The organism is Citrobacter sp. Cpo012, from assembly GCF_030333015.1.
GTDB lineage: Bacteria > Pseudomonadota > Gammaproteobacteria > Enterobacterales > Enterobacteriaceae > Citrobacter > Citrobacter portucalensis.
Genome location: NZ_JAOWGR010000037.1, coordinates 72,673 through 99,223, shown reverse-complemented (window position 1 = coordinate 99,223; position 26,551 = coordinate 72,673). Strand labels below are relative to the sequence as shown.

The window sequence follows — 26,551 nt, the reverse complement described above, 5'->3', positions numbered from 1 at the left end:
CGGAGGTCGATGACGAAATATCAACAGGTTACAACGTGGCGATATTCACTGCATGTGCATATAAAGTGAATATGTTTGCGCATCAGGCGACTAAACAGAGGAAAAAACGCAGTTTTATTCAGTCGCCAAATATAATTCTGGAATTGTGATCGTATACGAAATTTTTCGGAAATTATTGCCCCATTCCGACGCGCTTCGCGCCAAAACGGTGCAGTTTTTGCTCCATCGTTAACACCATTAGCAATCATTGTTGGAATCAGGTGACAAGAAGCAGTCAGGCTGCAGAAATTCTGCTACCATCCTTGCACTATTCATCTTGCAAAGTGGCAGCGACTATGAAATTTGTCTCTTTTAATATCAACGGCCTGCGTGCCCGTCCCCATCAACTGGCAGCCATTGTCGAAAAACACCAACCGGATGTTATTGGCTTACAGGAGACAAAAGTCCACGACGATATGTTCCCTCTCGAAGAGGTAGCAAAGCTTGGTTACAACGTCTTTTATCACGGCCAGAAAGGTCATTACGGCGTGGCGTTGTTAACGAAAGAAACGCCAATTGCGGTACGTCGTGGCTTCCCGGGCGATGACGAAGAAGCTCAGCGTCGGATCATCATGGCAGAAATTCCGTCCCCTCTGGGCAGCATCACGGTGATCAACGGCTATTTCCCGCAGGGCGAAAGCCGTGACCATGAAACCAAATTCCCGGCCAAAGCCGCGTTTTATCAGAACCTGCAAAACTATCTGGAGACTGAACTGAAGCGCGACAATCCGGTATTGATTATGGGCGATATGAATATCAGCCCAACCGATCTCGATATCGGCATTGGCGAAGAAAACCGTAAACGCTGGCTGCGCACCGGTAAATGTTCCTTCCTGCCGGAGGAGCGTGAGTGGATGGAACGCCTGCTGGGCTGGGGTCTGGTGGATACTTACCGTCACGCAAATCCTGAAAAGAATGACCAGTTCTCGTGGTTCGACTATCGCTCAAAAGGCTTTGACGATAACCGTGGCCTGCGTATCGACCTGCTGCTGGCGAGCAACCCATTGGCGGAACGCTGCGAAGAAACCGGCATCGACTATGAAATTCGCAGCATGGAAAAACCGTCCGACCATGCGCCTGTATGGGCTAAATTCCGCGTCTGACCTTCTGCGTCTTTTTACTCTCCAGGCCCGGCCTGGAGAGTCTGTTTATTCTGTGCAAAATCAATAAAGTGACGGTAATACATTGTTACGGCCGGGAATTTATTATATCTTCGCGCGCGCTTTTCGCTGACGAAAATGCTCCATTGCACTCGGTTTTACAGGAGAACCCCCATGAAAAAGAAGTTCGCATAAAGCAGAATACCGGCTGCTGATTGTCGCGGTCCTGTTCTGCGTTCTGGCGGGAGTTTTCCATCATTATGGTCTGACCGACCTGATAACCAATTTCCATCATTTACAAGACGTCATCCGCCAAAGCGGTGTGTTCGGCTATACGCTTTATATCCTGCTTTTTATTGTTGCTGCGCTGTGTCTGATCCCAGGCAGCATCCTGGTGATCGTCGGCGGTGTGCTGTTTGGCCCCGTGGCTGGGACGCTTATCTCGTTAGTGGCAGCAACCGTGGCCTCGGCGCTGTCGTTTTTGCTGGCTCGCTGGCTTGGACGGGATCTACTACTGAAATACGTTGGGCACACTGCGACGTTTCAGGCTATCGAAAAAGGCATTGCCCATAGCGGAGTAGACTTTCTAATCCTGACCCGGCTCGTGCCGCTGTTCCCCTATAATATTCAAAATTACGCCTATGGGCTGACGGCCATTCCGTTCTGGTCATTTACCGTAATATCGGCACTTACCACCTTACCCGGTATCTTTATCTATACGCTGATGTCGCATGAACTCGCCAGCGAAGGCATTACCCTGGTATTCATCGGTAAGCTCAGCGTGGCAGGGCTGGCGTTATTCGCCCTCGTTCAGGCAGCAAAAGCCTGGGCCCGATATAAGCACATCGATCCGTCAGCCAACCATGAGTGTACGGGTAAATGATAAAATGGAATAAGGCGCGGCTGGCTCGCTATTACCGGGCGGGTTTGATTGCTCTGCTACTGCTCGGGCTAATGGCATGGGCATGGATACCTGGCGTGAGTGATTTTCTCCACGGCAGCCTGGCAGCATTTACCACACTCGATCAGCATGCTCTTGAGAACTTTATTCGTTCTTATGGAACCCAGGCGGCAGTGGTGTCGTTTTTCCTGATGATCTTACAGGCCATCGTTGCACCGCTTCCTGCGTTTGTGATCACGTTTGCCAATGCCTCGCTGTTTGGCGCATTTTGGGGCGGCGTACTATCCTGGAGCAGCGCAATGGCAGGTGCGGCGCTGTGCTTTTTTATTGCCCGCATTTTAGGTCGCGGTGCGGTAGAAAAGCTGACCGGAAAAACGGTGCTGAATAATATGGACGCTTTTTTCGAGCGCTATGGTAAGCGCACTATTCTGGTCTGCCGCCTGTTACCTTTTGTGCCGTTCGACCCGGTAAGCTACGCGGCTGGCCTGACCTCAATTCGTTTTCGCCATTTTTTCATCGCCACCGGCATCGGACAGTTACCCGCCACTATCGTCTACTCATGGGCGGGAAGCCTGTTAACTGGCGGCACATTTTGGTTTGTGACGGGTCTGTTTGTCCTGTTTGCCCTAAGCGTGGTGATATCGGTGGCAAGAAGCCTTTATCTTGAGCGCCAACGGAAAAAAAGCTGAGACCTTCCCCCATTTTTAGCCATGGAGATATTATGCGTTACTGCTTATTGTGTCTGAGTTTGTTGCTCTGCCCGCTGGCGACGTTTGCCCAGGACGCCAACTGGCAACAAATCAAAAATGACGCCCGTGGTCAAACGGTATGGTTCAACGCCTGGGGTGGCGACAATGCAGTTAACCAGTATCTCGACTGGGTTAGCGGCGAGATGAAAACGCACTACAACATTAACCTGAAAATCGTGCGCCTGGCAGACGCCGCCGATGCCGTAAAACGCATCCAGACGGAAGCGGCATCCGGGCGAAAAACCGGCGGCTCTGTCGATTTACTGTGGGTTAACGGCGAAAACTTCCGTACGCTAAAAGAAGCCGGGCTGCTGCAAACCCAGTGGGCACAATCGCTGCCTAACTGGCGCTATGTTGATACACAAAAACCGGTGACCGAAGATTTCTCCGTTCCAACAGAGGGGGCTGAATCACCGTGGGGCGGTGCCCAACTCACCTTTATTGCCCGGCGCGATCTCACCGCGCAGCCGCCGTTATCTCCGCAGGCACTTCTCGAATTTGCGCAGGCGCACCCTGGCACGGTGACCTATCCACGACCGCCAGACTTTACCGGAACGGCTTTTCTTGAGCAGTTGCTAATTTCGCTCACCACCAAACCACAGGCATTGAAAGTTGCGCCAGATGCAGCGACATTCGCCGAAGTTACCGCGCCATTGTGGCAGTATCTTGATACCTTGCATCCTGTACTTTGGCGTGAAGGCAAAGATTTTCCGCCCACGCCAGCACGAATGGATGCACTGCTCAATAGCGGCACCCTGCGTTTATCATTGACCTTTAACCCTGCCCACGCGCAGCAAAAAGTGGCGAGCGGCGAATTGCCTAAAAGCAGCTACAGTTTTGGTTTCTCACAGGGCATGCTCGGCAACGTGCACTTTGTTGCCATTCCGGCGAATGCCCACGCCAGTGCCGGAGCAAAAGTCGTGGCAAACTTCCTGCTTTCTCCTGAAGCGCAACTGCGCAAAGCTGACCCGGCTGTCTGGGGAGATCCTTCGGTGCTTGATCCACAAAAATTGCCTGACGAACAGCGTGATGCGCTGCTGGCGCGGATCCCTCAGGGGCTCCCTGCCGTGTTGCCAGAACCGCATGCAGCCTGGGTAAACGCTCTGGAACAAGAATGGCTACGCCGCTACGGTACGCATTAATTCTGCTACTCTGGGCCATCATGGCGGCAGTTTATCTGCCGTTGGCGCCAGCGGCATGGTCTCTGATAACACCGGCGCTTAGTATCACACACTGGCTGGCGCTCTTTGCCGATCCTCAACTTCCGCAGGCGTTACTGGCAACGCTGGTTTCCGTCGGCCTCGCGGCTGGGGGCGCGCTGATTATCGCGCTGCTGGCGATCCTCGCCTTGTGGCCCGGCGCAGGCTGGGTACGTCTGTATACGCGTCTTCCGTGGCTGCTGGCAATTCCGCACGTTGCCTTCGCCACCAGCGTGCTGTTGGTTTTTGCTGAAGGCGGCCTGCTCTGGCAATGGCTCCCGTTCCTCAGCCCACAGCCGGACCGCTACGGCATTGGACTTGGCGTCACGCTGGCGGTGAAAGAGAGCGCTTTTTTGTTATGGATTCTCTCGGCCCTGCTGAGTGAAAAACAACTTTCTCAGCAGGTTATCGTATTGGATTCGCTGGGTTACAGCCGACTGCAATGCCTGAACTGGCTGGTTCTGCCCGCTATCGGCCCGGCATTAGGTAAAGCTATGCTGGCGATTGTTGCCTGGTCACTCTCCGTTGTTGATGTGGCAATCGTTCTTGGCCCCGGCAATCCGCCAACGCTTGCCGTATTGAGCTGGCAGTGGCTCAGTCAGGGCGACGTCGAACAGCAGGCGAAAGGCGCACTTGCCAGTCTGTTGCTGGTGCTGTTGCTCCTTGTTATCGCGCTGGTGGGTTATCTGCTCTGGCGTGCCTGGCGACATACTATTCCGGCAGTAAACGGTGAACGCCAGCATTTTTCATCTATGACAATCGCACGCCCGCTGGTACAGATTTTGCCCGTCAGCGGTGTGGTATGCGCGCTGGTACTGGCGCTTATCGCCAGCTATTCCTCGCTAAACAGCGAGGCGCTCAGCAACAGCCTGCAACTGGGGCTCCTTTCCAGCGTGCTGGCGCTTCTGATACTTTTTGCCTGGCTGGAATGGGGTCCACAAACTGGACACCGCTGGGTCTGGCTACCGCTCATTTTGCCTGCGCTACCGCTGGTAACCGGACAATATCTGCTGGCGTTATATGCCGAACAAGATGGACTGATGACTACCATTATCTGGGGCCACCTGCTGTGGGTGATGCCCTGGATGCTATTTGTGCTTAAACCGGCGTGGCAGCGCATTGACCCACGATTAATTTTGATTGCGCAAACCCTGGGCTGGACGCGGTGGCGGATATTCTGGCTGGTGAAATGCCCACAGCTGGCACGCCCGGCATTGATTGCCTTCGCGGTTGGCTTCTCGGTCAGTATCGCCCAGTATATGCCAACGCTGTGGCTAGGTGCCGGACGCTATCCCACATTAACCACCGAAGCGGTGGCATTAAGCAGCGGCGGTAGCAGTGCGATTCTGGCAACACAAGCGTTGTGGCAGCTGCTTTTACCACTGCTCGTTTTCGCACTTGCAGCCTTTCTCGCCGCGTGGATCGGCCGCTTTCGACAAGGACTCCGCTAATGCTTACTGTACGAGGCGTTTCGTTGTACCAGGGCGCGAAAGCGCTGGTGAAAGACGTTAATTTTCAGGTTAACAAAAGTGACATCGTCACTATTATGGGACCTTCCGGCAGCGGGAAATCTTCGCTGTTTTCATGGATGATCGGGGCGTTGTCTCCCCAGTTCCAGGCCTCAGGCGAACTGTGGCTTAATGAACGACGCATCGATACGTTACCTACCGCGCAGCGCCAGATTGGCATTTTGTTCCAGGATGCGCTGCTGTTTGACCATTTCAGCGTTGGGCAGAATTTACTGCTGGCCTTACCCGCCAGCCTGCAAGGTCCCGCCAGACGCCATGAGATTGAATGCGCTCTCGCACGCGCTGACCTGGCAGGTTTTTATTCGCGCGATCCGTCATCACTCTCCGGCGGACAACGCTCACGTGTCGCCCTGATCCGCGCACTACTGGCGCAGCCCCAGGCGCTGTTACTTGATGAACCCTTTAGCAGGCTGGATGCGTCGCTACGCGATAACTTTCGCCAATGGGTCTTCACCGAGGTGCGTAAGCTGGGGATCCCGGTGGTACAGGTGACCCATGACGCGCAGGACGTTCCGCCTGCAGGCCACGTATTTCAGATGGAAAACTGGGCGTGAATGTGGCGATATGCTGCGTTAACGCAAGGTTTTTACGTAACTGGCGGCACAGAATGTCGTCTTCTTTTTTTCAACGTCGGGCTATTCGATGAAACGTGTTTCTCAAATGACCGCGCTGGCACTGGCTTTAGGGCTCGCTTGCGCTTCTTCCTGGGCTGCTGAAACAGCACAGACGCTCACCCTCAACCAGTTACAGCAAAAGCAAGGCGCGGCGATCGATACCCGTCAGAGCGCTTTTTACAACGGCTGGCCACAATCGCTCAATGGTCCTTCAGGACACGAACCTTCCGCACTGAACCTGTCTGCCGCCTGGCTCGACAAGATGAATGATGAACAACTCAGCGCCTGGGTTAAGTCACATCAACTTAAGACCGACGCTCCGGTGGCGCTGTATGGTAGCGATAACGACATGCAGGCCGTTAAATCCCGTCTGCAAAAAGTTGGCTTTAACCAGATTTCAACCCTCAGCGATGCGCTGACAGACCCTGCCCGTCTGCAACGTCTGCCGCACTTCGAACAGTTGGTTTACCCACAGTGGCTGCACGATCTTCAGCAGGGTAAAGACGTGACTGCCAAACCGGCGGGTGACTGGAAAGTGATTGAAGCCGCCTGGGGCGCGCCGAAGTTGTATCTGCTCAGCCACATCCCCGGCGCGGGCTACATTGATACCAATGAAGTTGAAAGCGAACCGCTGTGGAATAAAGTTTCCGACGAGCAGCTTAAAGTGATGCTGGCGAAACACGGTATCCGCCACGACACCACGGTAATTTTATACGGCCGCGATGTCTATGCCGCCGCTCGCGTGGCGCAAATTATGCTGTACGCAGGCGTGAAAGACGTTCGTCTGCTCGACGGCGGTTGGCAAACCTGGTCCGACTCAGGTTTACCGGTCGAACGCGGCACTCCGCCAACGGTGAAACCAGAGCCTGATTTCGGCGTGAAAATCCCTGCCCAGCCGCAGCTTATGCTGGATATGGAACAGGCGCGCGGTCTGCTGCATCGCCAGGATGCATCTTTGGTGAGCATTCGTTCATGGCCGGAATTTGTCGGTACCACCAGCGGTTACAGCTACATTAAGCCAAAAGGTGAGATCGCAGGCGCGCGTTGGGGCCACGCGGGCAGCGACTCCACCCACATGGAAGATTTCCATAACCCGGATGGCACCATGCGCAGCGCGGATGACATCGCCGCCATGTGGAAGCAATGGAATATCCTGCCGAATCAACAGGTCTCTTTCTATTGCGGTACCGGCTGGCGTGCTTCAGAAACGTTTATGTATGCCCGCGCGATGGGCTGGAAAAACGTCTCTGTTTACGATGGTGGCTGGTACGAGTGGAGCAGCAATCCGAAAAACCCGGTCGCCAGCGGTGAACGGGGTCCGGACGCCAGCAAGTAAGACTGGCATTATTGCCGGATGCGGCGAGAACGCTTTACCCAGCCTGGATATATCATCGTTGTAGGCCGGATAAGCGAAGCGCATCCGGCAACGCATTACCTTACGCCTGACGCTGAACGGTTTTCAGCGTCAGATATCCGCTCCAGATCCGGGTGAACGTTGTCATCCAGCACAACGCGCCAAAGACCCACGCCAGCACGGCAAAATAGTCCGGGAACAGACACCCCAACACAAACAGCAAAATTGTCTCAGTTCCTTCGGTCAGCCCGCCAAGATAATAAAACGATTTATGTGCGTAACCGGGGTTATCGATCTGATGTTTCGCTGCCAGTGCGGCGAAGGCCAGAAAGCTGCTACCGGTGCCAATAAACGCGAACAACAGCCAACTGCCTGCCAGCGCATTCTGCGCCGGAGCGGCAAGAATAAAACCAAACGGCACAAGGGCGTAAAATAAAAAATCGAGCGAGATATCGAGAAATCCGCCCGCGTCGGTTAGTCCTCTGCGCCGCGCCAGCGCCCCATCCAGCCCGTCAAACAACCGATTGAGCACAATGGCCACCAGCGCCGCCAGATACCAGCCTAACGCCAGAAATGGCAACGCCAGCACGCCAATGGCAAATCCGACCAGCGTAAGTCCGTCCGGGGTAATCGCCGGTTTATCGATAATACCTACGCACCGATGCAACAGCGGTTTTAATCGTGGATGAAGATGGCGGTCAAGCATGCGGGCGTCCTTTAAAACTGTCGCACAGTCCCTGCGAGGGAATATCGAGAGCGGCATTAAAACGCGCCGAGAGATTTTGAAACGCAATCAGCGCGGTCATTTCCGTAATGGCATCATCGGTAAAATGCTGCTTCATCTGCACTTTCAGCGCATCGTCAACCTGTGGAGGCGTTGCGGTAACCGCATCGGCATAGGCCAGCGCTACGCGTTCTTCAGCGCTAAACAGCGTCGAATCTTGCCAGGTGGCAACCTGCATGACTTTATCCAGCGCGCCACAGCGTTCTGCCAGCCGTAAACTATTCGCATCAACACAGAAAGCGCAGTGGCAGACCTGAGAAACGCGGGTCATCAACAGCGCGCGCATCACCGGCGTTAAGCGCGCCTTTTTACGCTCCAGAAACCCGACAAACAGCGCCACCAGCCAGAACAGAAACGGCATCCGCCCCCACCAGCGCGTGGGATGCAGCACATCGCCATAATTTTTTTTCTGCGTGGCAACGAGCGGTTTTAAACTGGAAGGGATACGCGTTAACGGCTTTACCCACGACTGAGGTTCGTTCAACGGTGGCTCCTGAATACTTTAGATAAAACAAAGATAACGATAGTATGTCATTTTCTGCTGTTAGATCTTGATGAATATGATGAAAACCCTCGACGTGGTCGCCGCTATCATTGAACGTGATGGCAAAATTTTACTGGCTCAGCGTCCGCTGCATGCGGATCAGTCAGGCATGTGGGAGTTTGCCGGGGGTAAGGTTGAGCCGGGCGAAAGTCAGCCCGAGGCGCTGATCCGTGAATTGCGTGAAGAATTGGGCATTGAGGCGGTCGTGGGGCGCTACATTGCCAGTCATCAACGCGAGGTTTCAGGCCGATTGATTCACCTGCATGCCTGGCATGTGCCTTCGTATCAAGGGGAACTTAGAGCGCATGAACATCAGGATATCGTCTGGTGCTCACCCGAAGAGGCGCTGCGTTATCCGCTGGCACCCGCCGATATCCCGTTGTTAGAGGCGTTTATCCTTTTACACGCCGCCAGACCAGCGGATTCGTGCTGATCGTTTTATCATCGCGCTGGCACTGCAACAGAACGCCATCGGCTTTAATCACCGCCCCTTCAGAGTAGTTTTGATCCTGATAAATACAGCACTGGCTACAGGGCTGAGCCCGCTGACCGCTGGAACTGAACACTTCCGGCGGTACATTCACCTGCACATCCGGGCGATAAAGCTGATTTGCCAGCGTCACGCTGGACACCAGTACCAACGCTCCTGCCATGATTAAACGGCGCATTGTCTTTCCTTTTTAACTGACATTTATGCTCAGTATAACGGTATAAATCGGCAGAAACTTTAGTCCCTTCCATCATCGCTTTTGGTTATGACCCACGGCGCAATATTAATTTACTTAGCGGGGTTAATTTTTTCTTGCGTCACGTCACACTGCTGATGGTATAGTCAAAAACTGCACAACACATAACATAAATATCAAAAATATAACCATATCAATACATAAGAGGTTCTTATATCTATGGATCAGACATGTTCTCTGGAGTCATTTCTCAACCATGTGCAAAAGCGCGACCCGAATCAAACCGAGTTCGCGCAAGCCGTTCGTGAGGTAATGACGACGCTGTGGCCCTTTCTTGAGCAGAACCCGCGTTATCGTCAGATGTCGTTGCTGGAACGTCTGGTTGAACCGGAGCGCGTGATCCAGTTCCGCGTAGTTTGGCTGGACGATCGCAATCAGGTGCAGGTCAACCGCGCGTGGCGCGTACAGTTTAGCTCTGCCATTGGCCCGTACAAAGGCGGTATGCGTTTCCACCCTTCCGTGAACCTGTCGATCCTGAAATTCCTGGGTTTCGAGCAGACCTTTAAGAACGCCCTCACCACGCTGCCAATGGGCGGAGGTAAAGGCGGGAGCGATTTCGATCCGAAAGGTAAAAGCGAAGGCGAAATCATGCGTTTCTGCCAGGCACTGATGACCGAACTGTTCCGCCATTTAGGTCCTGATACCGACGTCCCCGCGGGCGATATCGGCGTGGGTGGTCGTGAAGTCGGCTTTATGGCCGGGATGATGAAAAAACTGTCCAACAACAGCGCCTGCGTCTTTACCGGTAAAGGTCTCTCTTTTGGCGGCAGCCTGATCCGCCCGGAAGCCACCGGCTACGGTCTGGTGTACTTCACCGAAGCAATGCTCAAACGCCATGGTCTGGGCTTTGAAGGCATGCGCGTGGCGGTTTCTGGCTCCGGCAACGTGGCGCAATTCGCCATTGAGAAAGCCATGGAGTTTGGCGCGCGAGTAGTTACCGCCTCCGATTCCAGCGGTACCGTGGTCGACGAAAGCGGATTTACTAAAGAAAAGCTGGCGCGTCTGTGCGCGATCAAAGACAGCCGTGACGGTCGCGTGGCGGATTACGCCCGTGAGTTTGGCCTGACCTATCTGGAAGGCAAACAGCCGTGGTCGGTTCCGGTCGATATCGCCCTGCCGTGCGCCACTCAGAATGAACTGGATGTCGATGCAGCGCGCGTACTGATCGCCAACGGCGTGAAAGCAGTCGCCGAAGGGGCAAACATGCCGACCACTATCGAGGCCACCGATCTGTTCCTCGAGGCGGGCGTACTGTTCGCACCGGGTAAAGCCGCCAACGCCGGTGGCGTAGCGACATCCGGTCTGGAAATGGCGCAAAACGCCGCTCGTCTGGGCTGGAAAGCGGAGAAAGTGGATGCGCGCCTGCACCACATCATGCTGGATATTCACCATGCCTGCGTTGAATACGGCGGCGAAAGCAAGCAGACCAACTACGTACGTGGCGCCAACATCGCGGGCTTCGTGAAGGTTGCCGACGCGATGCTGGGTCAGGGCGTGATTTAATATTGTCTCTGCAGGCCAGTAGGCCGGATTAGGCACGGGTGCCGCATCCGGCTAAGCCTGATGCGCCATGCTTATCAGGCTTACAAACTTACAGGCCCGCCTCTTCAGATGGCGGGCTTTTTTTCGCCGGACGTTTACGCGGCGCGCTTTTTTTCTTATCGCTACCACTACCGCCCGGCGCGGCAATTCCACGAAAGCGTCGTACCGGTGTGCTGCGCGCCTGATCGATAAGCTGATACAGCGTTCCCACCAGCGGCTGCATGAAATCCTGATAGCGACACTGCTTTTCGCTGATTTGGGTCAGGATAGATTCCCAGTGCGCTGTCATGTCCGGGCGCGTCGCCATTTCTGGCAGCGAGTGGAACAGCGCTTTTCCCGCGTCAGTCGAATGGATATAACGTCCTTTTTTCACCAGGAACCCGCGCTTAAACAGCAGCTCGATAATTCCGGCGCGCGTCGCTTCCGTACCTAAACCATCCGTTGCGCGCAGGATCTTTTTCAGATCTTTATCCTGCACGAATCGCGCAATCCCGGTCATCGCTGACAGCAGAGTTGCATCAGTAAAGTGCCGCGGGGGCTGGGTCTGACGTTCAACTACTTCGCCTTTTTCGCACAGCAGTTCGTCATCTTTTGCCACCACCGGCAGCGGCGTCCCGTCATTATCTTCGTCGCGCTCTTTGTTGCCGAGCAGCGTGCGCCATCCGGCTTCCGCCAGAAAACGCGCTTTGGCGACAAACTTGCCTTTGGCGATGTCCAGCTCAATGACGCACTTCCTGAATACCGCATCTGCGCAAAATTGCATCAGATACTGACGGGCAATCAGGTTGTAAATTTTCGCTTCGTTGTCATTCAGGTTGATGGACGAACTGCGCGCGGTAGGAATGATGGCGTGGTGCGCATCCACTTTTTTGTCGTCCCAACAGCGATTTCGCGTATCGGGATTGACCGCCGGCTGCGGGAGCAGATCCGGCGCATGGACGCTAATCGCGTTCAGTACCGCGTGACGTCCGGCAAAGTGTTCTTCCGGCAGATAACGGCTATCCGAACGCGGATAGGTAATCAACTTATGGGTTTCATACAGCTTCTGGCAGATATCCAGAACGTTTTGCGCACTTAAACCGAAGCGCTTCGCCGCTTCAATCTGCAACGCAGACAGCGAGAACGGCAACGGCGCGGATTCTGATTCCCGTTTATCGTTATAGCTGGTGACTATCGCCGGTTGACCGTTAATGCGGTTCACGACATGTTCAGCCAGCGTGCGATTCAGCAAGCGCCCTTCTTCATCCTGATACGGCTCACACGCTTCGCTCGGCTGCCAGATAGCGGTAAACCGCTCATCGGCGGGCGTTACGATATGCGCTTTCACTTCGAAGAAGTCTTTGGCGACGAAGTTCTCTATCTCTTCATCGCGACGCACAACCAGCCCGAGCACCGGCGTTTGTACGCGCCCGACCGAAAGTACGCCCTGATAGCCCGCGTTACGTCCAAGAATGGTGTAAGCGCGCGTCATATTGATACCGTACAACCAGTCCGCACGCGCTCGCGCCAGTGCCGACACGCACAGCGGGATAAACTCACTGTTGGCGCGCAACCGCTCAATAGCCCGCTCAACGGCCTGCGGGTTGAGGTCGTTAATCAGGCAACGCTGCACCTTCTGGCGCTTTTCAGGCGCCAGTTGCAGGTAATCCAGCACTTCATCCACCAGCAGTTGCCCTTCACGATCAGGGTCACCGGCGTGAATAACTTCGCTGGCTTCATGCAAAAAGCGCTTAATGACGTTGAGCTGTTTGGTCACCGAGGGGCGCGGTTGCAGTTGCCACTTTTCAGGGACAATCGGCAGATCGACCAGACTCCAGCGAGCATAACGACTGTCGTAGGCATCCGGCTGCGCCTGTTCAAGCAGGTGACCAATACACCAGGTCACCACTTGTCCATTTCCGCATTCGATAAAACCATCGCCTTTGCGATGCGGCTTCGGCAGCACATCGGCGATAGCACGCGCCAGACTTGGTTTTTCGGCAATAAACAACCGCATCGAGTTAACGAATCTCAACCATGGCGCGACCGCCACGAGCTTCCACTAACTCACCAATGGCGGTGAGATCGATACCGAACTGCGCCGCTGCCGCTTTCACTTCGGCTTCAGCTTCCGGCGTTACCGCCAGCAGTAGGCCACCTGAAGTTTGCGGATCGCACAGCAGATCGCGTACCGATTGCGGCATTTCACCCATCAGGTGTCCGTAGCTGGCAAAGTTACGTTGGGTACCACCCGGCACCGCGCCCTGCGCGATGTATTCTTCAACGCCAGGCAGCTTAGGAATATCCTGGTAGACGATCTGTGCCTGAACGCCTGCGCCCTGGCACATCTCACTCAGATGCCCCAGCAGACCAAAACCGGTAACATCGGTCATGGCTTTCACGCCGTCAATATCGGCGAATGCCGCACCGGCAATGTTCATCCGGCACATCACTTCTGTCGCCAGTCCTTTATGTTCTTCCTTAAGCAGTGATTTTTTCTCTGCGGTTGTCAGAACACCTATGCCCAGAGGCTTGGTCAGGAACAACTTACACCCTGCCTCAGCGGTGCTGTTTTTCTTCACGCGTTCGGTCGGCACAACGCCGGTTACCGCAAGGCCAAAGATAGGCTCAGGGGCATCGATAGAGTGGCCGCCCGCCAGCGCAATACCCGCTTGACGGCAGGCAAAGCGTCCGCCTTCGGTGACTTCGCGGGCGATTTCCGGTGCCAGTTTATCCAGCGGCCAGCCCAGAATAGCAATTGCCATAATCGGTTTGCCGCCCATGGCGAAAATATCGCTGATGGCGTTAGTCGCGGCGATGCGTCCAAAATCAAACGGATTATCGACAATCGGCATAAAGAAATCGGTGGTGCTGATAACGCTGGTGCCGTTTCCCAGATCGTATACGGCCGCGTCGTCGCGGGTTTCATTACCCACCAGTAAGTTTGGATCAACAAACTTCGCCTGCTCGCTGTGCAGGATGGTTTCCAGCACTTTTGGGGAAATTTTACAACCGCAACCGGCTCCGTGGCTGTATTGCGTTAAACGAATAGCTTGCTCGCTCATGGACATCTCCTGTCATTGCAATCCGGATATGGTAGCGCTCATTCCATGATGTGGTAAGAGTGACTGTCTGAATTCGGGTGTCTTTGCTCAGAATCCAGACAGTTTTGCCGTTGATATCAGAAATAACGGACGAATGCGCTCGGATCGGCAAGGTTAATCGTCGTGGATGCTTTTAGCTGCGGTGTGCCCAGATAGAGAAAACCGACGATTTTATCTTGCGGGCGACAGTCGAATGCTTCGCGAACGACCGCACTTTCGGTTAATGCACCACTGCGCCAGATACCGCCAAAGCCCTGGGCAATTGCGGCCATCTGCATAGCCATCACCGCACAACCGGCAGACATTTCTTGTTCCCACAGAGGAACCTTGTCGTTTTCTTCACATTTCGCCACCACGGTAATAATCAGCGGCGCGCGAAACGGCGCGCTGCGCGCTTTTTCCTGAGCTTTCTCGTCACTGCCTGCGGCAATCGCGCCTTTTTCAAGCACTGCGCTAAAACGCTCACGCCCTTCACCCTCAATGACAAAGAATTGCCACGGTTGCAGCGTTTTGTGGTCTGGCGCGCGCATACCCGCACGCAGAATGTTTTGCAGCTGCTCTCCTGTCGGGGCTGGCTCGACGAGACGAGAGGCGCTACGACGGGTAATCAGTAATTCGAGTGCATCCATTTGCTTAACTCCAACAATGAGATTTGTTCACAAAATTAACACGTGAGCGGATTTTGTTACAGCACAGGCGGTGATTCCTGCTGACAAGTGCCTGTCGGGTCATTACGATAGCCTCATCTTATCGCCTTTCTCCGGAATTTCGGGGTGGCGTGTTGTTAATCGGTAGGGAGAATACATGCGAACCCTGTGGCGATTTATTGCCGGATTTTTTAAATGGACATGGCGATTACTCAATTTCGTCCGTGAATTTGTGCTTAACCTGTTCTTCATCTTGTTGGTGCTGGTGGGCGTGGGCATCTGGATGCAGGTCAGCAGCAGCAATACCAGTGAACACGCTGAGCGAGGCGCACTGCTGCTGGATATCTCGGGGGTGATTGTCGATAAACCTTCGAGCACCAGTCGCTTAAGCGTTATTGGTCGTCAGCTGTTTGGCGCCAGTTCCGATCGTCTGCAGGAAAACTCCCTGTTCGATATCGTGAATACTATTCGCCAGGCAAAAGATGATCGCAACATCACCGGCATTGTGATGGATCTGAAAAATTTTGCCGGGGCCGACCAGCCTTCCATGCAGTATATCGGTAAAGCGCTGCGGGAATTCCGCGACAGCGGCAAACCGGTCTTTGCCGTGGGCGATAACTTCAGCCAGGGGCAGTACTACCTCGCCAGTTTCGCCAATAAAATTTATCTCTCTCCGCAGGGTTCCGTTGATCTGCACGGCTTTGCCACCAACGGTTTGTACTACAAGTCCCTGCTCGACAAGCTGAAAGTTTCCACGCACGTGTTCCGTGTCGGGACTTATAAGTCTGCCGTAGAACCGTTCATTCGTGATGATATGTCTCCTGCCGCGCGCGAGGCCGACAGCCGCTGGATCGGCGAGCTGTGGCAGAACTATCTCGACACGGTCGCTGCCAACCGCCAGATCCCTGCTCAGCAGGTGTTCCCGGGCGCGCAGGCCATGCTGGACGGTTTGACAAAAGTCGATGGTGATACCGCGAAATATGCGCTCGACAACAAACTGGTGGATGCACTGGCCTCCAGCGCCGAAGTCGAAAAAATGCTGACCAAACAGTTTGGCTGGAGCAAAGCGGATAAAAATTATCGCGCCGTCAGCTATTACGATTACTCGCTGAAAACGCCAGCGGATACTGGGGACAGCATTGGCGTCGTCTTCGCGAATGGCGCAATTATGGACGGTGAAGAAACCCCTGGGAATGTGGGCGGTGACACGACTGCCGCGCAGATCCGCGAAGCGCGTCTTGATCCGAAAGTGAAAGCAATTGTGCTGCGCGTGAACAGCCCTGGCGGCAGCGTCAGCGCTTCCGAAGTCATTCGCGCTGAGCTGGCTGCGGCAAAAGCAGCAGGCAAGCCGGTTGTCGTGTCCATGGGGGGCATGGCGGCATCCGGCGGGTACTGGATCTCCACCCCAGCAAGCTACATTGTGGCGAACCCCAGCACGCTGACCGGTTCAATCGGGATCTTTGGCGTGATCAACACTGTGGAAAACAGTCTGGATTCCATTGGTGTACACACCGACGGCGTGGCGACATCCCCACTGGCGGATATCTCCATCACCAAAGCGTTACCACCTGAAGTGCAGCAAATGATGCAACTGAGCATCGAGAACGGCTATAAGCGCTTTATCACGCTGGTCGCAGATGCGCGTAAGACAACGCCTGAGCAGATTGACAAAATCGCGCAGGGCCACGTCTGGACCGGCCAGGATGCGAAAGCCAACGGTCTGGTAGACAGTCTGGGTGATTTTGATGACGCCGTGGCGAAAGCGGCTGAGCTGGCCAAACTGAAGCAATGGCACATTGAGTATTATCAGGACGAACCGACATTCGTTGATATGGTGATGGATAGCATGTCCGGTTCCGTTCGTGCCATGCTGCCTGAAGCTATCCAGGCGATGCTCCCGGCGCCGCTCGCTTCTGCGGCGAGTACGGTTAAAGCGGAGAGCGATAAGCTGGCCGCGTTTAACGATCCGCAAAACCGCTATGCGTTTTGCCTGACCTGCGCCAACGTTCGCTAATCTGCCAATGCTGCCCCAAGTCGGGGCAGCATTTTTTATGCATTCTGATGTCGCGTACTGCGACAATCTCCAGGCGTACAGCCAAACTCCCGACTAAACAAACGAATAAAGTGCGCACAGTCGCTAAATCCCAGACGCAGCGCAATCTCCGTGACGCTCTCTCCAGAATTCATTAGCAGCCAGTGGGCATAACGCAAACGCGCACGTCGGATAAACTCTCCCGGCGACTGGGCGAACTCGGCGTTAAACAACCGGGTAAGCTGTCGCGGACTCAGGTTGACTTCAGCGGCCAGCCAGCGGGTCGAAATGGGCTTTACCAGTCCTTGCTCAATTAAAAAGACCGCTTTGCGTAACCGACTGTCGCTCACGTGGGTAAAACCTATCGCTCTGGAGACCGCCACTGACGTGCTGTCTATGCGGTTGGGGACGGACATCTGGAAGATGGCTTTTGTCGCCCTGTCGGGACCACAGTGGCGGCGAATAAGCTCTGTTGCCAGCCCTATCGTCGAAATGCCCCCCGGACATGTCAGAATCCCTTTTTCCTCAACAAAATCGACCCCGCTACGGGCAGCCAGCTGAGGAAATTGCGTTTTAAAATCATTCAGATGCCAGGGATGAATCGCCGCCATCAGCCCATTGAGGAAACCTTCTTGCGCCAGAACAAAGCTGCCCGTGCAGATACCTACCAGCGGAATGTTGAGCTGATGCGCAAGATGCAGGTAACGTCGCGCGGCCCGATCGGCTTTCGCCATACTGCGCAGCAAGCCGCCAATCACCACCACATAATCAAATTGTTCCGGTGCAACGAATGCGCTATCCGGCATCATCGCCATTCCTGAACTGCTTAGAACAGGTCGGTCTGGTGTAGCGCTCATCAGACGCCAGGAGCAGCGAATTTTCTGGCTATCATCCCCCATATCCGCCGCATGACGTAACGCATCGGTTAATCCCGCCAGCGCCAGCAGAGGAAATTCCGGCCACAGAAGAATGCCGACATTCAACTGTGGTCTGTGGGGTGTCTCTGTCTGACTCGCATCGATAGCCGTAATGATGTCTCCATCCGCCCACTCGCCTGGCTGAAAAATTCTCAGGTCTTTCTTCACTTCAGGCTCCATGCGTATTGTCATTAGGACGAAACATGATAACGGCAATCGCTATATCCAAAAAGCAAGGCTGCTACTGTAGGGCCGAGGGAGCAAAACCACACTGAACAAACGGGACAAGGCACTGAACATAAATGACATATTGATCGGATGGCAGGTATGCGTCATTTGCACTGTATTTTTTCAGGGGGGACTTTATACTGCGCCTGTTTATGCACAACTTAACCTGTGACGCCCATGCAAAAGAAATCGATTTACGTTGCCTATACCGGCGGTACCATTGGTATGCAGCGCTCAGAACAGGGTTATATTCCTGTTTCCGGTCATCTCCAGCGTCAGCTGGCACTGATGCCTGAATTCCACCGCCCAGAGATGCCAGACTTCACCATCCACGAATACGTCCCGCTGATGGATTCCTCAGACATGACGCCAGAAGACTGGCAGCATATTGCTGAAGACATTAAAGCGCACTACGACGATTACGATGGTTTTGTCATTCTGCACGGCACTGACACCATGGCGTTTACGGCTTCGGCGCTCTCATTTATGCTGGAGAATCTGGGCAAGCCAGTCATTGTGACAGGGTCACAAATCCCATTAGCAGAGCTACGTTCTGACGGACAAATCAATTTGCTGAATGCGTTGTACGTTGCAGCAAATTATCCGATCAATGAAGTGACCCTGTTTTTCAACAACCGACTGTTTCGCGGTAACCGGACCACTAAAGCGCATGCTGATGGTTTTGACGCGTTTGCCTCACCCAACCTTGCACCACTGCTGGAAGCCGGGATCCACATTCGTCGGCTGGGAACACCGCCCGCACCTCACGGCACAGGTGAGTTGATTGTCCATCCTATCACTCCACAACCGATTGGCGTGGTCACCATTTATCCTGGGATCTCCGCTGACGTGGTACGCAACTTCCTGCGCCAGCCGGTAAAAGCATTAATTTTGCGCTCCTACGGCGTGGGCAATGCGCCGCAGAATAAAGAGTTCCTGAAAGAACTTGAAGATGCGAGCTCGCGTGGCATTGTGGTGGTGAACCTTACGCAGTGTATGTCCGGCAAGGTGAACATGGGGGGCTACGCGACAGGGAATGCGCTGGCGCATGCTGGCGTGATTGGCGGCGCGGATATGACCGTCGAAGCCACACTCACCAAACTGCACTATTTGCTGAGTCAGGGGCTGGATACGCAAACAATTCGTGAAGCAATGACGCAAAATCTGCGTGGTGAGCTCACGCCTGACGATTAAAGGAGTCTATGCCCATGGCCCGAGCCTTACTGTTGGTCGATTTACAAAATGACTTTTGTGCCGGTGGTGCCCTCGCGGTCCCACAAGGTGACAGCACAATCGATATCGCCAACCGCCTGATTGACTGGTGTGCCATACGCGGCGACACGGTCGTTGCCAGTCTGGACTGGCACCCGGCGAATCACGGTAGTTTTGCCAGCCAGCATCAGGTCGAGCCCTACAGCCAGGGACAACTCGATGGCCTGGCGCAGACGTTCTGGCCCGATCATTGCGTACAAAACAGCGAAGGTGCTGCCCTGCATCCGCTGCTGAACCAGCGTGCGATAACTCAAACATTCACTAAAGGTGAGAACCCGCTGGTCGACAGCTACAGTGCTTTTTTTGATAACGGTCGTCGTCAGGCAACCGCGCTGAATGCATGGCTACTCGAACACCGCATTGCCGAGCTCATCATCATGGGTCTGGCTACCGACTATTGCGTCAAATTCACCGTTCTGGATGCGCTCGATCTTGGCTACACCGTCAGCGTTATAACCGACGGCTGCCGTGGCGTTAATATTCACCCCCAGGACAGTGCAAACGCCTTTATGGAAATGGCGGCTGCGGGCGCAACGCTGTATACGTTGGACGACTGGCTGGAAACCCAGCGCTAATGCTTTAAAACGTTATATCCGGTCGATTGAAACTGCACATTTTTGCAAATTTATAGGCCGGATTAATACGCATCTCCCTTTCAACCAGTACTCCTCTAACCAATACAACCTACCAAAATTGGTTTGCCGCTGCTCCAACATGGCGTGAACCCCTTCGCATTTTTCCTGTTATGAAACTGTTAACCTGCGGATGCTGTTTTTTTCGCCACGCCATTTCCGTGGCATGTTTGCTTGTTTAAATGTCAAAGAGGAACACCGATGAAACTATTGCCTTTGTTGGCAGCATTACCCCTGCTCTGCGCCAGCGTTGTTTCCGCCAGTTCACTGATGTCAGTTGGCTACTTTAATGGTGGTGGCGACGTCACTGCCGGTCCCGGTGGCGACATCAATAAACTGGATGTTCGCCAGATAACCCATCTCAACTATTCGTTTGGCCTTGTCTACAACAACGAAAAAGACGAGACCAATGACGCCTTAAAAGACACCAGCAAACTGCATCAGATTTGGCTTTCACAGAAAGTGCAGGATGATTTGCTGAAAATTCCACAGCTGCGTAAACAAAATCCAAACCTGAAAGTTTTGCTTTCCGTCGGCGGTTGGGGAGCGCGTGGATTCTCTGGCGCGGCAGCAACGAAGGAAACACGCGCAGTGTTTATTCAGTCTGCACAGGAGATAATTGCGAAATATGGTCTGGATGGCATCGATCTCGACTGGGAATACCCGGTTAACGGTGCCTGGGGACTGGTCGAAAGCCAACCGGCTGACCGCGCTAACTTCACCGCACTGCTAACAGAACTGCGCGCCGCATTGGGGCATAAAAAACTGCTGACCATCGCCGTGGGCGCGAATGCGGAAAGTCCGAAAAGCTGGGTGGATGTAAAAGCCATTGCCCCATCGCTCGACTACATCAACCTGATGACCTATGACATGGCTTACGGCACCCAATATTTCAACTCGAACCTGTATGATTCGACGCAATGGCCGACGGTCGCCGCGGCGGATAAGTACAGCGCCGATTTTGTGGTCAATAACTATCTCGCAGCCGGTCTGAAACCGAGTCAAATGAATCTGGGCATTGGCTTTTATGGACGCGTACCAAAACGCGCCGTTGAGCCAGGTATTGACTGGAGCAAACCTGACGCGCAGAAAAACCCGGCTACCCAACCCTATTTCGAGTCAGCTCAAATTGAGTTGTTCAAATCACTGGGCGTCGACCTGAGCAAAGACACCTACGTGAAGTACAACGATATCGTGGCGAAATTGATCAACGATCCGCAAAAACGCTTTAGTCAACATTGGGATGATGAAGCGAAAGTGCCGTGGCTGTCGGTACAGTCTGCGGATGGAAAAAAACTCTTTGCCCTCTCCTATGAAAACCCGCGTTCGGTGGCGATCAAAGCCGACTACATCAAAAGCAAAGGGTTGGCAGGCGCCATGTTCTGGGAGTACGGCGCAGATGACAATAATCAGTTGGCGAAGCAGTTAGCCGATTCGTTAGGCATCAAACACTGATCCCAACGCCTGACACAATAGGTTATGATTAGCGCATTCTGCTGCGCCAGCTTTTGGCGCAGCTCTTCATTTTCTACTGGAGGCATGCGCTTTTATGGCTTTTATCCCTAAAAATTACGCCCGTCTGGAAGTCGGTTACCGGGAAAAGGCGCTTAAACTCTTTCCCTGGGTCTGCGGACGCTGTTCCCGTGAGTTCGTGTATTCAAATTTGCGCGAGTTGACGGTACACCATATCGATCACGATCACTCAAATAACCCGGAAGATGGTAGCAACTGGGAAATGTTGTGCCTGTACTGCCACGATCACGAGCATTCCAAATATACGGAAGCGGACCAGTATGGTTCAACGGTGGTTGCAGGAGAAGATGCGCAAAAGGCCGTGGGCGAAGCGAAATACAACCCGTTCGCCGATCTGAAAGCGATGATGAACAAGAAATAACATCAACTGCAGGCCCGACACAGATGTTTGCCGGGCCTGGGTAATCAGGATTTAAACGTCGCAATCGGTTCTGGCGTAATACCAAACTCAACCTTCAACTGCTGCTTGCTCTTCATCACCATCTCACCGTTGGTATCAATCGTCATATGCTGCGCGTCAATATTGTTTCGCGCCTGCCATAACATCACCAGCTGTAAGCTATTCTCTTTTTGTTCTGCCGTTAGCGCTACGCCATCCGGCCATTTTCCGAGTTCAACGGCAGTCGATAAGCGCTGATAAACTTCCGGCGTCATGCTGTTGATCATCTCATCAAGATTCATATTAAAACCACTCTCCGTAGAATAATTTGCTGAATCGTTTCTTCAACCCTTGGTTTGCTCACCGTTTTCACCATCGGTGAAGTTCAAAGACGCTGAGTTAACGCAGTACCGTTCACCGGTAGGTTTCGGACCATCCGGGAAGACGTGTCCCAGGTGTGCATCACAGTTTCCGCAGCGGATTTCAATGCGCTGCATGCCGTGTGACGTATCTTTTATGTAACGGATAGCCTCATCGCTGACAGGCTCGTAAAAGCTGGGCCAGCCGCAGCCTGAGTCATATTTTGTCTCGGAACGAAATAGCGGATTGTCGCAGATCAAACAGTGGTAGATGCCGTCACGTTTGTTATGTAGCAAACGTCCGGTAAATGGCGGTTCTGTCCCGTGATTCTGCGTCACATAGAACTGCATTTCGGTTAAATTTTTTTTCAGTTCTTCTGGAGAAGGTTGATTAGCCATTTGCTCACATCTCGCTTTATCTAAACTCACATCGCGAGACAGATTCTAACAAAACATTAACACCGGAGTGCGAACTTTTGTTCTAAACTTGATCCTTGCGAAATGGCAGCCTGCAATTCGTGATCAGAATCACGTTTTTATCTTGATTGCCCTTTAAAATTCGGGCCGCCGACCCCATGTGGTTTCAAGCCCAAAGGAAGAGTGAGGCGAGTCAGTTGCGCAAAGCTTAGGCAGCAGATTGATTTGTCGCAATGATTGACACGATTCCGCTTGACGCTGCGTAAGGTTTTTGTAATTTTACAGGCAACCTTTTATTCACTAACAAATAGCTGGTGGAATATATGACTATCAAAGTAGGTATCAACGGTTTTGGCCGTATCGGTCGCATTGTTTTCCGTGCTGCTCAAGAACGCTCTGACATCGAGATCGTTGCAATCAACGACCTGTTAGACGCTGACTACATGGCTTACATGCTGAAATATGACTCCACTCACGGCCGTTTCAACGGTACCGTTGAAGTGAAAGACGGTCATCTGATCGTAAACGGTAAAAAAATCCGTGTTACCGCTGAACGTGATCCGGCTAACCTGAAATGGGACGAAGTTGGTGTTGACGTAGTAGCTGAAGCTACTGGCCTGTTCCTGACAGATGAAACCGCTCGTAAGCACATCACTGCTGGTGCGAAAAAAGTGGTTCTGACTGGTCCGTCCAAAGATAACACTCCGATGTTTGTTAAAGGCGCTAACTTTGACAAATACGAAGGTCAGGACATCGTTTCTAACGCTTCCTGCACCACTAACTGCCTGGCTCCTCTGGCTAAAGTTATCAACGACAACTTCGGCATCATCGAAGGTCTGATGACTACTGTTCACGCGACCACCGCTACTCAGAAAACCGTTGATGGCCCGTCTCACAAAGACTGGCGCGGCGGCCGCGGCGCATCCCAGAACATCATCCCGTCCTCTACCGGTGCAGCTAAAGCTGTAGGTAAAGTACTGCCAGAACTGAACGGCAAACTGACTGGTATGGCGTTCCGCGTTCCTACCCCGAACGTATCCGTTGTTGACCTGACCGTTCGTCTGGAAAAAGCTGCTTCTTACGAAGAAATTAAGAAAGCAATCAAAGCTGCTTCCGAAGGCCCGATGAAAGGCGTTCTGGGTTACACCGAAGACGACGTAGTATCTACCGATTTCAACGGTGAAGTTTGCACTTCCGTGTTCGATGCTAAAGCTGGTATCGCACTGAACGACAACTTCGTGAAACTGGTATCCTGGTACGACAACGAAACCGGCTACTCCAACAAAGTTCTGGACCTGATTGCTCACATCTCCAAATAAGTTGAGATGAAACAGTAATCTGTAAGAGCGACTCAGGTCGCTCTTTTTTTTGCCTGAAGAAAGGATTGCGTAATGATTAATAAAATTTTTGCACTTCCGGTAATCGAACAAATTACCCCTGTCCTCTCCCGCCGTCAGCTTGATGAGCTTGAGGTTCTTGTTGTCGATCACCCACAGGTTAAAGCTTCTTTCGCGCTGCAGGGCGCACATCTTCTTTCCTGGAAACCAAATGGTGAAGAGGAAGTCCTGTGGTTAAGTAATAATACCCCATTTAAAACCGGCGTAGCGCTGCGTGGCGGCGTACCAATTTGCTGGCCGTGGTTTGGTCCGGCTGCTAAGCAGGGCCTGCCTTCGCATGGTTTTGCCCGCAACCTGCCATGGACGCTGAAAGCGCACAACGAAGACGACAATGGCGTGGTGCTGACGTTTGAACTGCAGAGCAACGCTGAAACGCGTCAGCTTTGGCCTCACGATTTTTGCCTGCTTGCCCGCTTCAAAGTGGGAGCCACCTGTGAAATGGAGCTGGAAGCTCATGGTGAGTTTGAAACCACCTCGGCACTGCATACCTATTTCAACGTTGGTGACATTGCGGCAGTGAAAGTCAGTGGTCTTGGCGATCGCCTGATCGATAAAGTGAATGATGCTAAAGAAGATGTGCTGGCTGATGGGATCCAGACCTTCCCGGACCGCACCGATCGCGTTTATCTGAATCCGGAAGCGTGCAGCGTGATTCATGATGATGCGTTGAATCGCAATATAGATGTTGTCCACCACCACCATCTGAATGTAGTGGGCTGGAACCCTGGCCCGGCGCTGTCCGTCAGCATGGGCGACATGCCGGATGATGGCTACAAAACGTTTGTTTGTGTAGAAACGGCTTACGCGACCGCTCCGCAGAAAACCACCGAAGAAAAACCATCTCGCCTCGCGCAGACTATTCGTGTAGCTAAACGCTAACACAGCTCTACGCACCGTGCCGGATGCGGCTAACGCCTTATCCGGCCTACAAACTACACGCAGCCGCAGGTCTGATAAGCACAGCGCCATCAGGCAGTTCCGCGCATCATGCCGGATGCGGCTGACGCCTTATCCGACCTACAAACTACACGCAGCCGTAGGTCTGATAAGCACAGCGCCCTCAGGCAGTTCCACGCACCATGCCGGATGCGGCTAACGCCTTATCCGGCCGACAAACTACATACAGCCGTAGGCCTAATAAGTGCAGCGCCATCAGACCGCTCTGCGCAACGTGCCGGATGCGGCTAACGCGTTATCCGGCCTACAAACTACACGCAGCCGCAGGTCTGATAAGCACAGCGCCCTCAGGCAGTTCCACGCACCATGCCGGATGCGGCTAACGCCTTATCCGGCCTACAAACTACATGCAGCCGTTGGTCTGATAAGCACAGCGCCATCAGGCAGTTCCGAGCACCGTGCCTGGATGCTGCCAACGCCTTATCCGGCCTACAAACTACATGCAGCCGTAGGCCTGATAAGCTCAGCGCATCAGGCAGCTCTACGCACCGTACCGGATGCTGCTAACACCTTATCCGGCCTACAAACTACACGCAGCCGTAGGCCTGATAAGCTGCGGGAACATCGGCATTTGGCAAATCAGGCCATATCCAGCGCGGTTTTACCGTTTGGCGCCGGATACGCCTTATCTAACTGCTTCAACTCATCTACAGAGAGCGTTATCTCCAGCGCGGCGGCATTTTGTTCGACATGCGCTACGCTTGCGGCTTTCGGGATGGCTATTACACCCGACTGACGAATCACCCATGCCAGCAAAATCTGCACAGCGCTAACATTGTGCGCACGCGCGATGTCATTCACCACAGAGTTAGAAAGCAAATCGCCACGCAGTCGTCCCGCCTGGGCCAGCGGACTGTATGCCATGACCGGCATCTGCTGCTGCTGGCACCACGGCAGTAAATCATATTCAATACCGCGCGAGGCTAAATGATAAAGCACCTGATTAGTTGCACACTCTCGTCCACCGGGTACCTGCCATAACGCCTGCATATCATCATAATCGAGATTTGAGACTCCCCAACGGCAGATTTTCCCCTGCGCAATCAGTGTTTCCATGGCATCGATGGTCTCTGCAAATGAAAAATCGCCCATCCAGTGCAGCAAATAGAGATCCAGATAATCAGTTTTCAGTCGACGCAGGCTCGCTTCGCAGGCGGCAATGGCTTTCTGTCGACCGGCATTCCATGGGTAAACTTTCGAGACTAAAAAAGCGCTATCACGCCGTCCCGTTAATGCTTCACCCACCACCTCTTCCGCTGCACCATCAGCGTACATTTCTGCGGTATCAATCAATCGCAGGCCGAGATCCAGTCCGGCCTGCAGCGCAGACACTTCATCCCGGCGTCGGCTTGGATCCTCGCCCATGTACCATGTTCCCTGCCCAATAGCAGGAAGCGATACCTGGTTTGTAAACGTCACCTGTTTCGCTGTCATCGCACCCTCCTGTGTTAATGCACCACAGTAAAGCAAAACAACGTGCATGTGTCCTGTTAGGGTGCACAAATTGCACCATCATGGATTGGAAACCGATCGTTAAGGCGAGCGAAATAAAAAGCCCGGGAACAGCAGATGTTCCCGGGCCGAAAAAATACAAAAT

At 53.5% G+C, this 26,551-nt stretch carries 26 protein-coding genes; 16 read left to right on the top strand and 10 right to left on the bottom strand.

Translation table 11 applies throughout. The features are described from left to right. Nucleotides 1-335: 335 nt before the first annotated feature. From xthA to OGX90_RS10320, 7 genes are all read left to right on the top strand, one after another. Nucleotides 336-1,142, top strand: a complete 807-nt coding sequence (xthA, locus tag OGX90_RS10350; RefSeq protein WP_003030642.1) for an exodeoxyribonuclease III — start codon at nucleotides 336-338, stop codon at nucleotides 1,140-1,142. Between the two features lie 223 nt (nucleotides 1,143-1,365). Beyond that, entirely contained in the window at nucleotides 1,366-2,022 is a 657-nt protein-coding gene (locus tag OGX90_RS10345; RefSeq protein ID WP_218667722.1) for a TVP38/TMEM64 family protein, read from the top strand. Further along, nucleotides 2,019-2,729 carry a TVP38/TMEM64 family protein gene (locus OGX90_RS10340; protein ID WP_234692335.1) on the top strand — a complete coding sequence of 237 codons (711 nt, stop codon included), beginning with the start codon at nucleotides 2,019-2,021 and terminating at the stop codon, nucleotides 2,727-2,729. The genes OGX90_RS10345 and OGX90_RS10340 overlap by 4 nt, the downstream gene beginning before the upstream one ends. A gap of 32 nt (nucleotides 2,730-2,761) precedes the next feature. Then, nucleotides 2,762-3,931, top strand: coding sequence for an ABC transporter substrate-binding protein (locus OGX90_RS10335; protein ID WP_153687151.1), 1,170 nt, complete (start codon nucleotides 2,762-2,764; stop codon nucleotides 3,929-3,931). Next, complete coding sequence (locus tag OGX90_RS10330) at nucleotides 3,904-5,439, top strand: ABC transporter permease family protein (RefSeq protein ID WP_153687150.1); 1,536 nt, start codon at nucleotides 3,904-3,906, stop codon at nucleotides 5,437-5,439. Before OGX90_RS10335 ends, OGX90_RS10330 begins: the two co-directional genes overlap by 28 nt. Next, nucleotides 5,439-6,071, top strand: coding sequence for an ATP-binding cassette domain-containing protein (locus tag OGX90_RS10325; protein ID WP_153687149.1), 633 nt, complete (start codon nucleotides 5,439-5,441; stop codon nucleotides 6,069-6,071). The genes OGX90_RS10330 and OGX90_RS10325 overlap by 1 nt, the downstream gene beginning before the upstream one ends. Before the next feature lie 88 nt (nucleotides 6,072-6,159). After that, complete coding sequence (locus OGX90_RS10320; RefSeq protein ID WP_153687148.1) at nucleotides 6,160-7,467, top strand: sulfurtransferase; 1,308 nt, start codon at nucleotides 6,160-6,162, stop codon at nucleotides 7,465-7,467. Nucleotides 7,468-7,567: 100 nt separating this feature from the next. Here OGX90_RS10320 and OGX90_RS10315 read toward each other — a convergent pair whose 3' ends face one another. Together OGX90_RS10315 and OGX90_RS10310 are read right to left on the bottom strand one after the other, a co-directional pair. After that, a complete protein-coding gene (locus tag OGX90_RS10315) occupies nucleotides 7,568-8,191 on the bottom strand; it encodes a CDP-alcohol phosphatidyltransferase family protein (RefSeq protein ID WP_060682316.1) in 624 nt (207 codons plus the stop codon). Next, nucleotides 8,184-8,753 carry a carboxymuconolactone decarboxylase family protein gene (locus OGX90_RS10310; protein WP_153687147.1) on the bottom strand — a complete coding sequence of 190 codons (570 nt, stop codon included), beginning with the start codon at nucleotides 8,751-8,753 and terminating at the stop codon, nucleotides 8,184-8,186. The genes OGX90_RS10315 and OGX90_RS10310 overlap by 8 nt, the downstream gene beginning before the upstream one ends. A 79-nt stretch (nucleotides 8,754-8,832) precedes the next feature. Between OGX90_RS10310 and OGX90_RS10305 the strand changes: the two genes are divergently transcribed. Beyond that, nucleotides 8,833-9,246, top strand: coding sequence for a pyrimidine (deoxy)nucleoside triphosphate diphosphatase (locus OGX90_RS10305; RefSeq protein WP_008784542.1), 414 nt, complete (start codon nucleotides 8,833-8,835; stop codon nucleotides 9,244-9,246). Here OGX90_RS10305 and OGX90_RS10300 read toward each other — a convergent pair. Continuing rightward, a complete protein-coding gene (locus tag OGX90_RS10300; protein ID WP_167819845.1) occupies nucleotides 9,206-9,481 on the bottom strand; it encodes a YnjH family protein in 276 nt (91 codons plus the stop codon). The two genes, OGX90_RS10305 and OGX90_RS10300, sit on opposite strands and share 41 nt — an antisense overlap. A gap of 237 nt (nucleotides 9,482-9,718) precedes the next feature. On the opposite strand from OGX90_RS10300, the gene gdhA reads away from it, so the two are divergent. Next, nucleotides 9,719-11,062: an NADP-specific glutamate dehydrogenase gene (gdhA, locus tag OGX90_RS10295; protein WP_003832501.1), complete on the top strand. Its 1,344-nt coding sequence runs from the start codon at nucleotides 9,719-9,721 to the stop codon at nucleotides 11,060-11,062. A gap of 88 nt (nucleotides 11,063-11,150) precedes the next feature. Here gdhA and topB read toward each other — a convergent pair whose 3' ends face one another. The 3 genes from topB to OGX90_RS10280 form a co-directional block, all read right to left on the bottom strand. Next, nucleotides 11,151-13,097, bottom strand: coding sequence for a DNA topoisomerase III (gene topB, locus OGX90_RS10290; protein WP_032934436.1), 1,947 nt, complete (start codon nucleotides 13,095-13,097; stop codon nucleotides 11,151-11,153). A 4-nt stretch (nucleotides 13,098-13,101) separates the two neighbouring features. Further along, a complete protein-coding gene (selD, locus tag OGX90_RS10285; RefSeq protein ID WP_003832497.1) occupies nucleotides 13,102-14,145 on the bottom strand; it encodes a selenide, water dikinase SelD in 1,044 nt (347 codons plus the stop codon). A gap of 116 nt (nucleotides 14,146-14,261) precedes the next feature. Then, on the bottom strand, nucleotides 14,262-14,813 hold the full coding sequence (locus OGX90_RS10280) for an NAD(P)H nitroreductase (protein ID WP_008784540.1): 552 nt from the start codon (nucleotides 14,811-14,813) through the stop codon (nucleotides 14,262-14,264). 175 nt (nucleotides 14,814-14,988) lie between these two features. Here OGX90_RS10280 and sppA point away from each other — a divergent pair, with 175 nt between their 5' ends. Further along, a complete protein-coding gene (sppA, locus tag OGX90_RS10275; RefSeq protein ID WP_032943122.1) occupies nucleotides 14,989-16,845 on the top strand; it encodes a signal peptide peptidase SppA in 1,857 nt (618 codons plus the stop codon). Between the two features lie 35 nt (nucleotides 16,846-16,880). Here sppA and OGX90_RS10270 read toward each other — a convergent pair whose 3' ends face one another. Next, complete coding sequence (locus tag OGX90_RS10270; RefSeq protein WP_234095912.1) at nucleotides 16,881-17,948, bottom strand: GlxA family transcriptional regulator; 1,068 nt, start codon at nucleotides 17,946-17,948, stop codon at nucleotides 16,881-16,883. A gap of 237 nt (nucleotides 17,949-18,185) precedes the next feature. Between OGX90_RS10270 and ansA the strand changes: the two genes are divergently transcribed. The 4 genes from ansA (at nucleotide 18,186) to yajD (ending at nucleotide 21,806) form a co-directional block, all read left to right on the top strand. Next, nucleotides 18,186-19,202 (top strand): asparaginase, encoded by a 1,017-nt coding sequence (ansA, locus tag OGX90_RS10265; RefSeq protein ID WP_003832492.1) that lies wholly within the window; start codon nucleotides 18,186-18,188, stop codon nucleotides 19,200-19,202. A gap of 14 nt (nucleotides 19,203-19,216) precedes the next feature. Beyond that, nucleotides 19,217-19,855, top strand: coding sequence for a bifunctional nicotinamidase/pyrazinamidase (gene pncA, locus OGX90_RS10260; RefSeq protein ID WP_048235524.1), 639 nt, complete (start codon nucleotides 19,217-19,219; stop codon nucleotides 19,853-19,855). A gap of 258 nt (nucleotides 19,856-20,113) precedes the next feature. Next, a complete protein-coding gene (chiD, locus tag OGX90_RS10255; RefSeq protein ID WP_153687144.1) occupies nucleotides 20,114-21,367 on the top strand; it encodes a chitinase ChiD in 1,254 nt (417 codons plus the stop codon). Nucleotides 21,368-21,461: 94 nt separating this feature from the next. Continuing rightward, the gene (yajD, locus tag OGX90_RS10250) at nucleotides 21,462-21,806 is read left to right on the top strand and encodes an HNH nuclease YajD (RefSeq protein ID WP_003832478.1); all 345 of its coding nucleotides are present in this window, start codon (nucleotides 21,462-21,464) and stop codon (nucleotides 21,804-21,806) included. Nucleotides 21,807-21,850: 44 nt separating this feature from the next. Here the strand turns inward: yajD and OGX90_RS10245 are convergent, their stop codons facing one another. Next, nucleotides 21,851-22,126 carry a YeaC family protein gene (locus OGX90_RS10245; RefSeq protein WP_003030693.1) on the bottom strand — a complete coding sequence of 92 codons (276 nt, stop codon included), beginning with the start codon at nucleotides 22,124-22,126 and terminating at the stop codon, nucleotides 21,851-21,853. A gap of 42 nt (nucleotides 22,127-22,168) precedes the next feature. Continuing rightward, nucleotides 22,169-22,582 (bottom strand): peptide-methionine (R)-S-oxide reductase MsrB, encoded by a 414-nt coding sequence (gene msrB / locus OGX90_RS10240; RefSeq protein ID WP_003832475.1) that lies wholly within the window; start codon nucleotides 22,580-22,582, stop codon nucleotides 22,169-22,171. A 341-nt stretch (nucleotides 22,583-22,923) separates the two neighbouring features. On the opposite strand from msrB, the gene gapA reads away from it, so the two are divergent. Together gapA and OGX90_RS10230 are read left to right on the top strand one after the other, a co-directional pair. Continuing rightward, nucleotides 22,924-23,919, top strand: a complete 996-nt coding sequence (gapA, locus tag OGX90_RS10235) for a glyceraldehyde-3-phosphate dehydrogenase (protein ID WP_003030697.1) — start codon at nucleotides 22,924-22,926, stop codon at nucleotides 23,917-23,919. Between the two features lie 72 nt (nucleotides 23,920-23,991). After that, on the top strand, nucleotides 23,992-24,876 hold the full coding sequence (locus tag OGX90_RS10230; RefSeq protein WP_234692336.1) for a D-hexose-6-phosphate mutarotase: 885 nt from the start codon (nucleotides 23,992-23,994) through the stop codon (nucleotides 24,874-24,876). Nucleotides 24,877-25,533: 657 nt separating this feature from the next. Here OGX90_RS10230 and OGX90_RS10225 read toward each other — a convergent pair. Further along, the gene (locus OGX90_RS10225) at nucleotides 25,534-26,388 is read right to left on the bottom strand and encodes an aldo/keto reductase (protein ID WP_286623737.1); all 855 of its coding nucleotides are present in this window, start codon (nucleotides 26,386-26,388) and stop codon (nucleotides 25,534-25,536) included. Nucleotides 26,389-26,551: the final 163 nt, after the last annotated feature.

Coding starts and splice junctions, on each gene's coding strand:
- xthA (WP_003030642.1), top strand. CDS start 336: ATGAAATTTGTCTCTTTTAATATCAACGGCCTGCGTGCCCGTCCCCAT.
- OGX90_RS10340 (WP_234692335.1), top strand. CDS start 2,019: ATGATAAAATGGAATAAGGCGCGGCTGGCTCGCTATTACCGGGCGGGT.
- OGX90_RS10335 (WP_153687151.1), top strand. CDS start 2,762: ATGCGTTACTGCTTATTGTGTCTGAGTTTGTTGCTCTGCCCGCTGGCG.
- OGX90_RS10330 (WP_153687150.1), top strand. CDS start 3,904: ATGGCTACGCCGCTACGGTACGCATTAATTCTGCTACTCTGGGCCATC.
- OGX90_RS10325 (WP_153687149.1), top strand. CDS start 5,439: ATGCTTACTGTACGAGGCGTTTCGTTGTACCAGGGCGCGAAAGCGCTG.
- OGX90_RS10320 (WP_153687148.1), top strand. CDS start 6,160: ATGAAACGTGTTTCTCAAATGACCGCGCTGGCACTGGCTTTAGGGCTC.
- OGX90_RS10315 (WP_060682316.1), bottom strand. CDS start 8,191: ATGCTTGACCGCCATCTTCATCCACGATTAAAACCGCTGTTGCATCGG.
- OGX90_RS10305 (WP_008784542.1), top strand. CDS start 8,833: ATGAAAACCCTCGACGTGGTCGCCGCTATCATTGAACGTGATGGCAAA.
- OGX90_RS10300 (WP_167819845.1), bottom strand. CDS start 9,481: ATGCGCCGTTTAATCATGGCAGGAGCGTTGGTACTGGTGTCCAGCGTG.
- gdhA (WP_003832501.1), top strand. CDS start 9,719: ATGGATCAGACATGTTCTCTGGAGTCATTTCTCAACCATGTGCAAAAG.
- topB (WP_032934436.1), bottom strand. CDS start 13,097: ATGCGGTTGTTTATTGCCGAAAAACCAAGTCTGGCGCGTGCTATCGCC.
- selD (WP_003832497.1), bottom strand. CDS start 14,145: ATGAGCGAGCAAGCTATTCGTTTAACGCAATACAGCCACGGAGCCGGT.
- OGX90_RS10280 (WP_008784540.1), bottom strand. CDS start 14,813: ATGGATGCACTCGAATTACTGATTACCCGTCGTAGCGCCTCTCGTCTC.
- sppA (WP_032943122.1), top strand. CDS start 14,989: ATGCGAACCCTGTGGCGATTTATTGCCGGATTTTTTAAATGGACATGG.
- ansA (WP_003832492.1), top strand. CDS start 18,186: ATGCAAAAGAAATCGATTTACGTTGCCTATACCGGCGGTACCATTGGT.
- pncA (WP_048235524.1), top strand. CDS start 19,217: ATGGCCCGAGCCTTACTGTTGGTCGATTTACAAAATGACTTTTGTGCC.
- chiD (WP_153687144.1), top strand. CDS start 20,114: ATGAAACTATTGCCTTTGTTGGCAGCATTACCCCTGCTCTGCGCCAGC.
- yajD (WP_003832478.1), top strand. CDS start 21,462: ATGGCTTTTATCCCTAAAAATTACGCCCGTCTGGAAGTCGGTTACCGG.
- OGX90_RS10245 (WP_003030693.1), bottom strand. CDS start 22,126: ATGAATCTTGATGAGATGATCAACAGCATGACGCCGGAAGTTTATCAG.
- msrB (WP_003832475.1), bottom strand. CDS start 22,582: ATGGCTAATCAACCTTCTCCAGAAGAACTGAAAAAAAATTTAACCGAA.
- gapA (WP_003030697.1), top strand. CDS start 22,924: ATGACTATCAAAGTAGGTATCAACGGTTTTGGCCGTATCGGTCGCATT.
- OGX90_RS10230 (WP_234692336.1), top strand. CDS start 23,992: ATGATTAATAAAATTTTTGCACTTCCGGTAATCGAACAAATTACCCCT.
- OGX90_RS10225 (WP_286623737.1), bottom strand. CDS start 26,388: ATGACAGCGAAACAGGTGACGTTTACAAACCAGGTATCGCTTCCTGCT.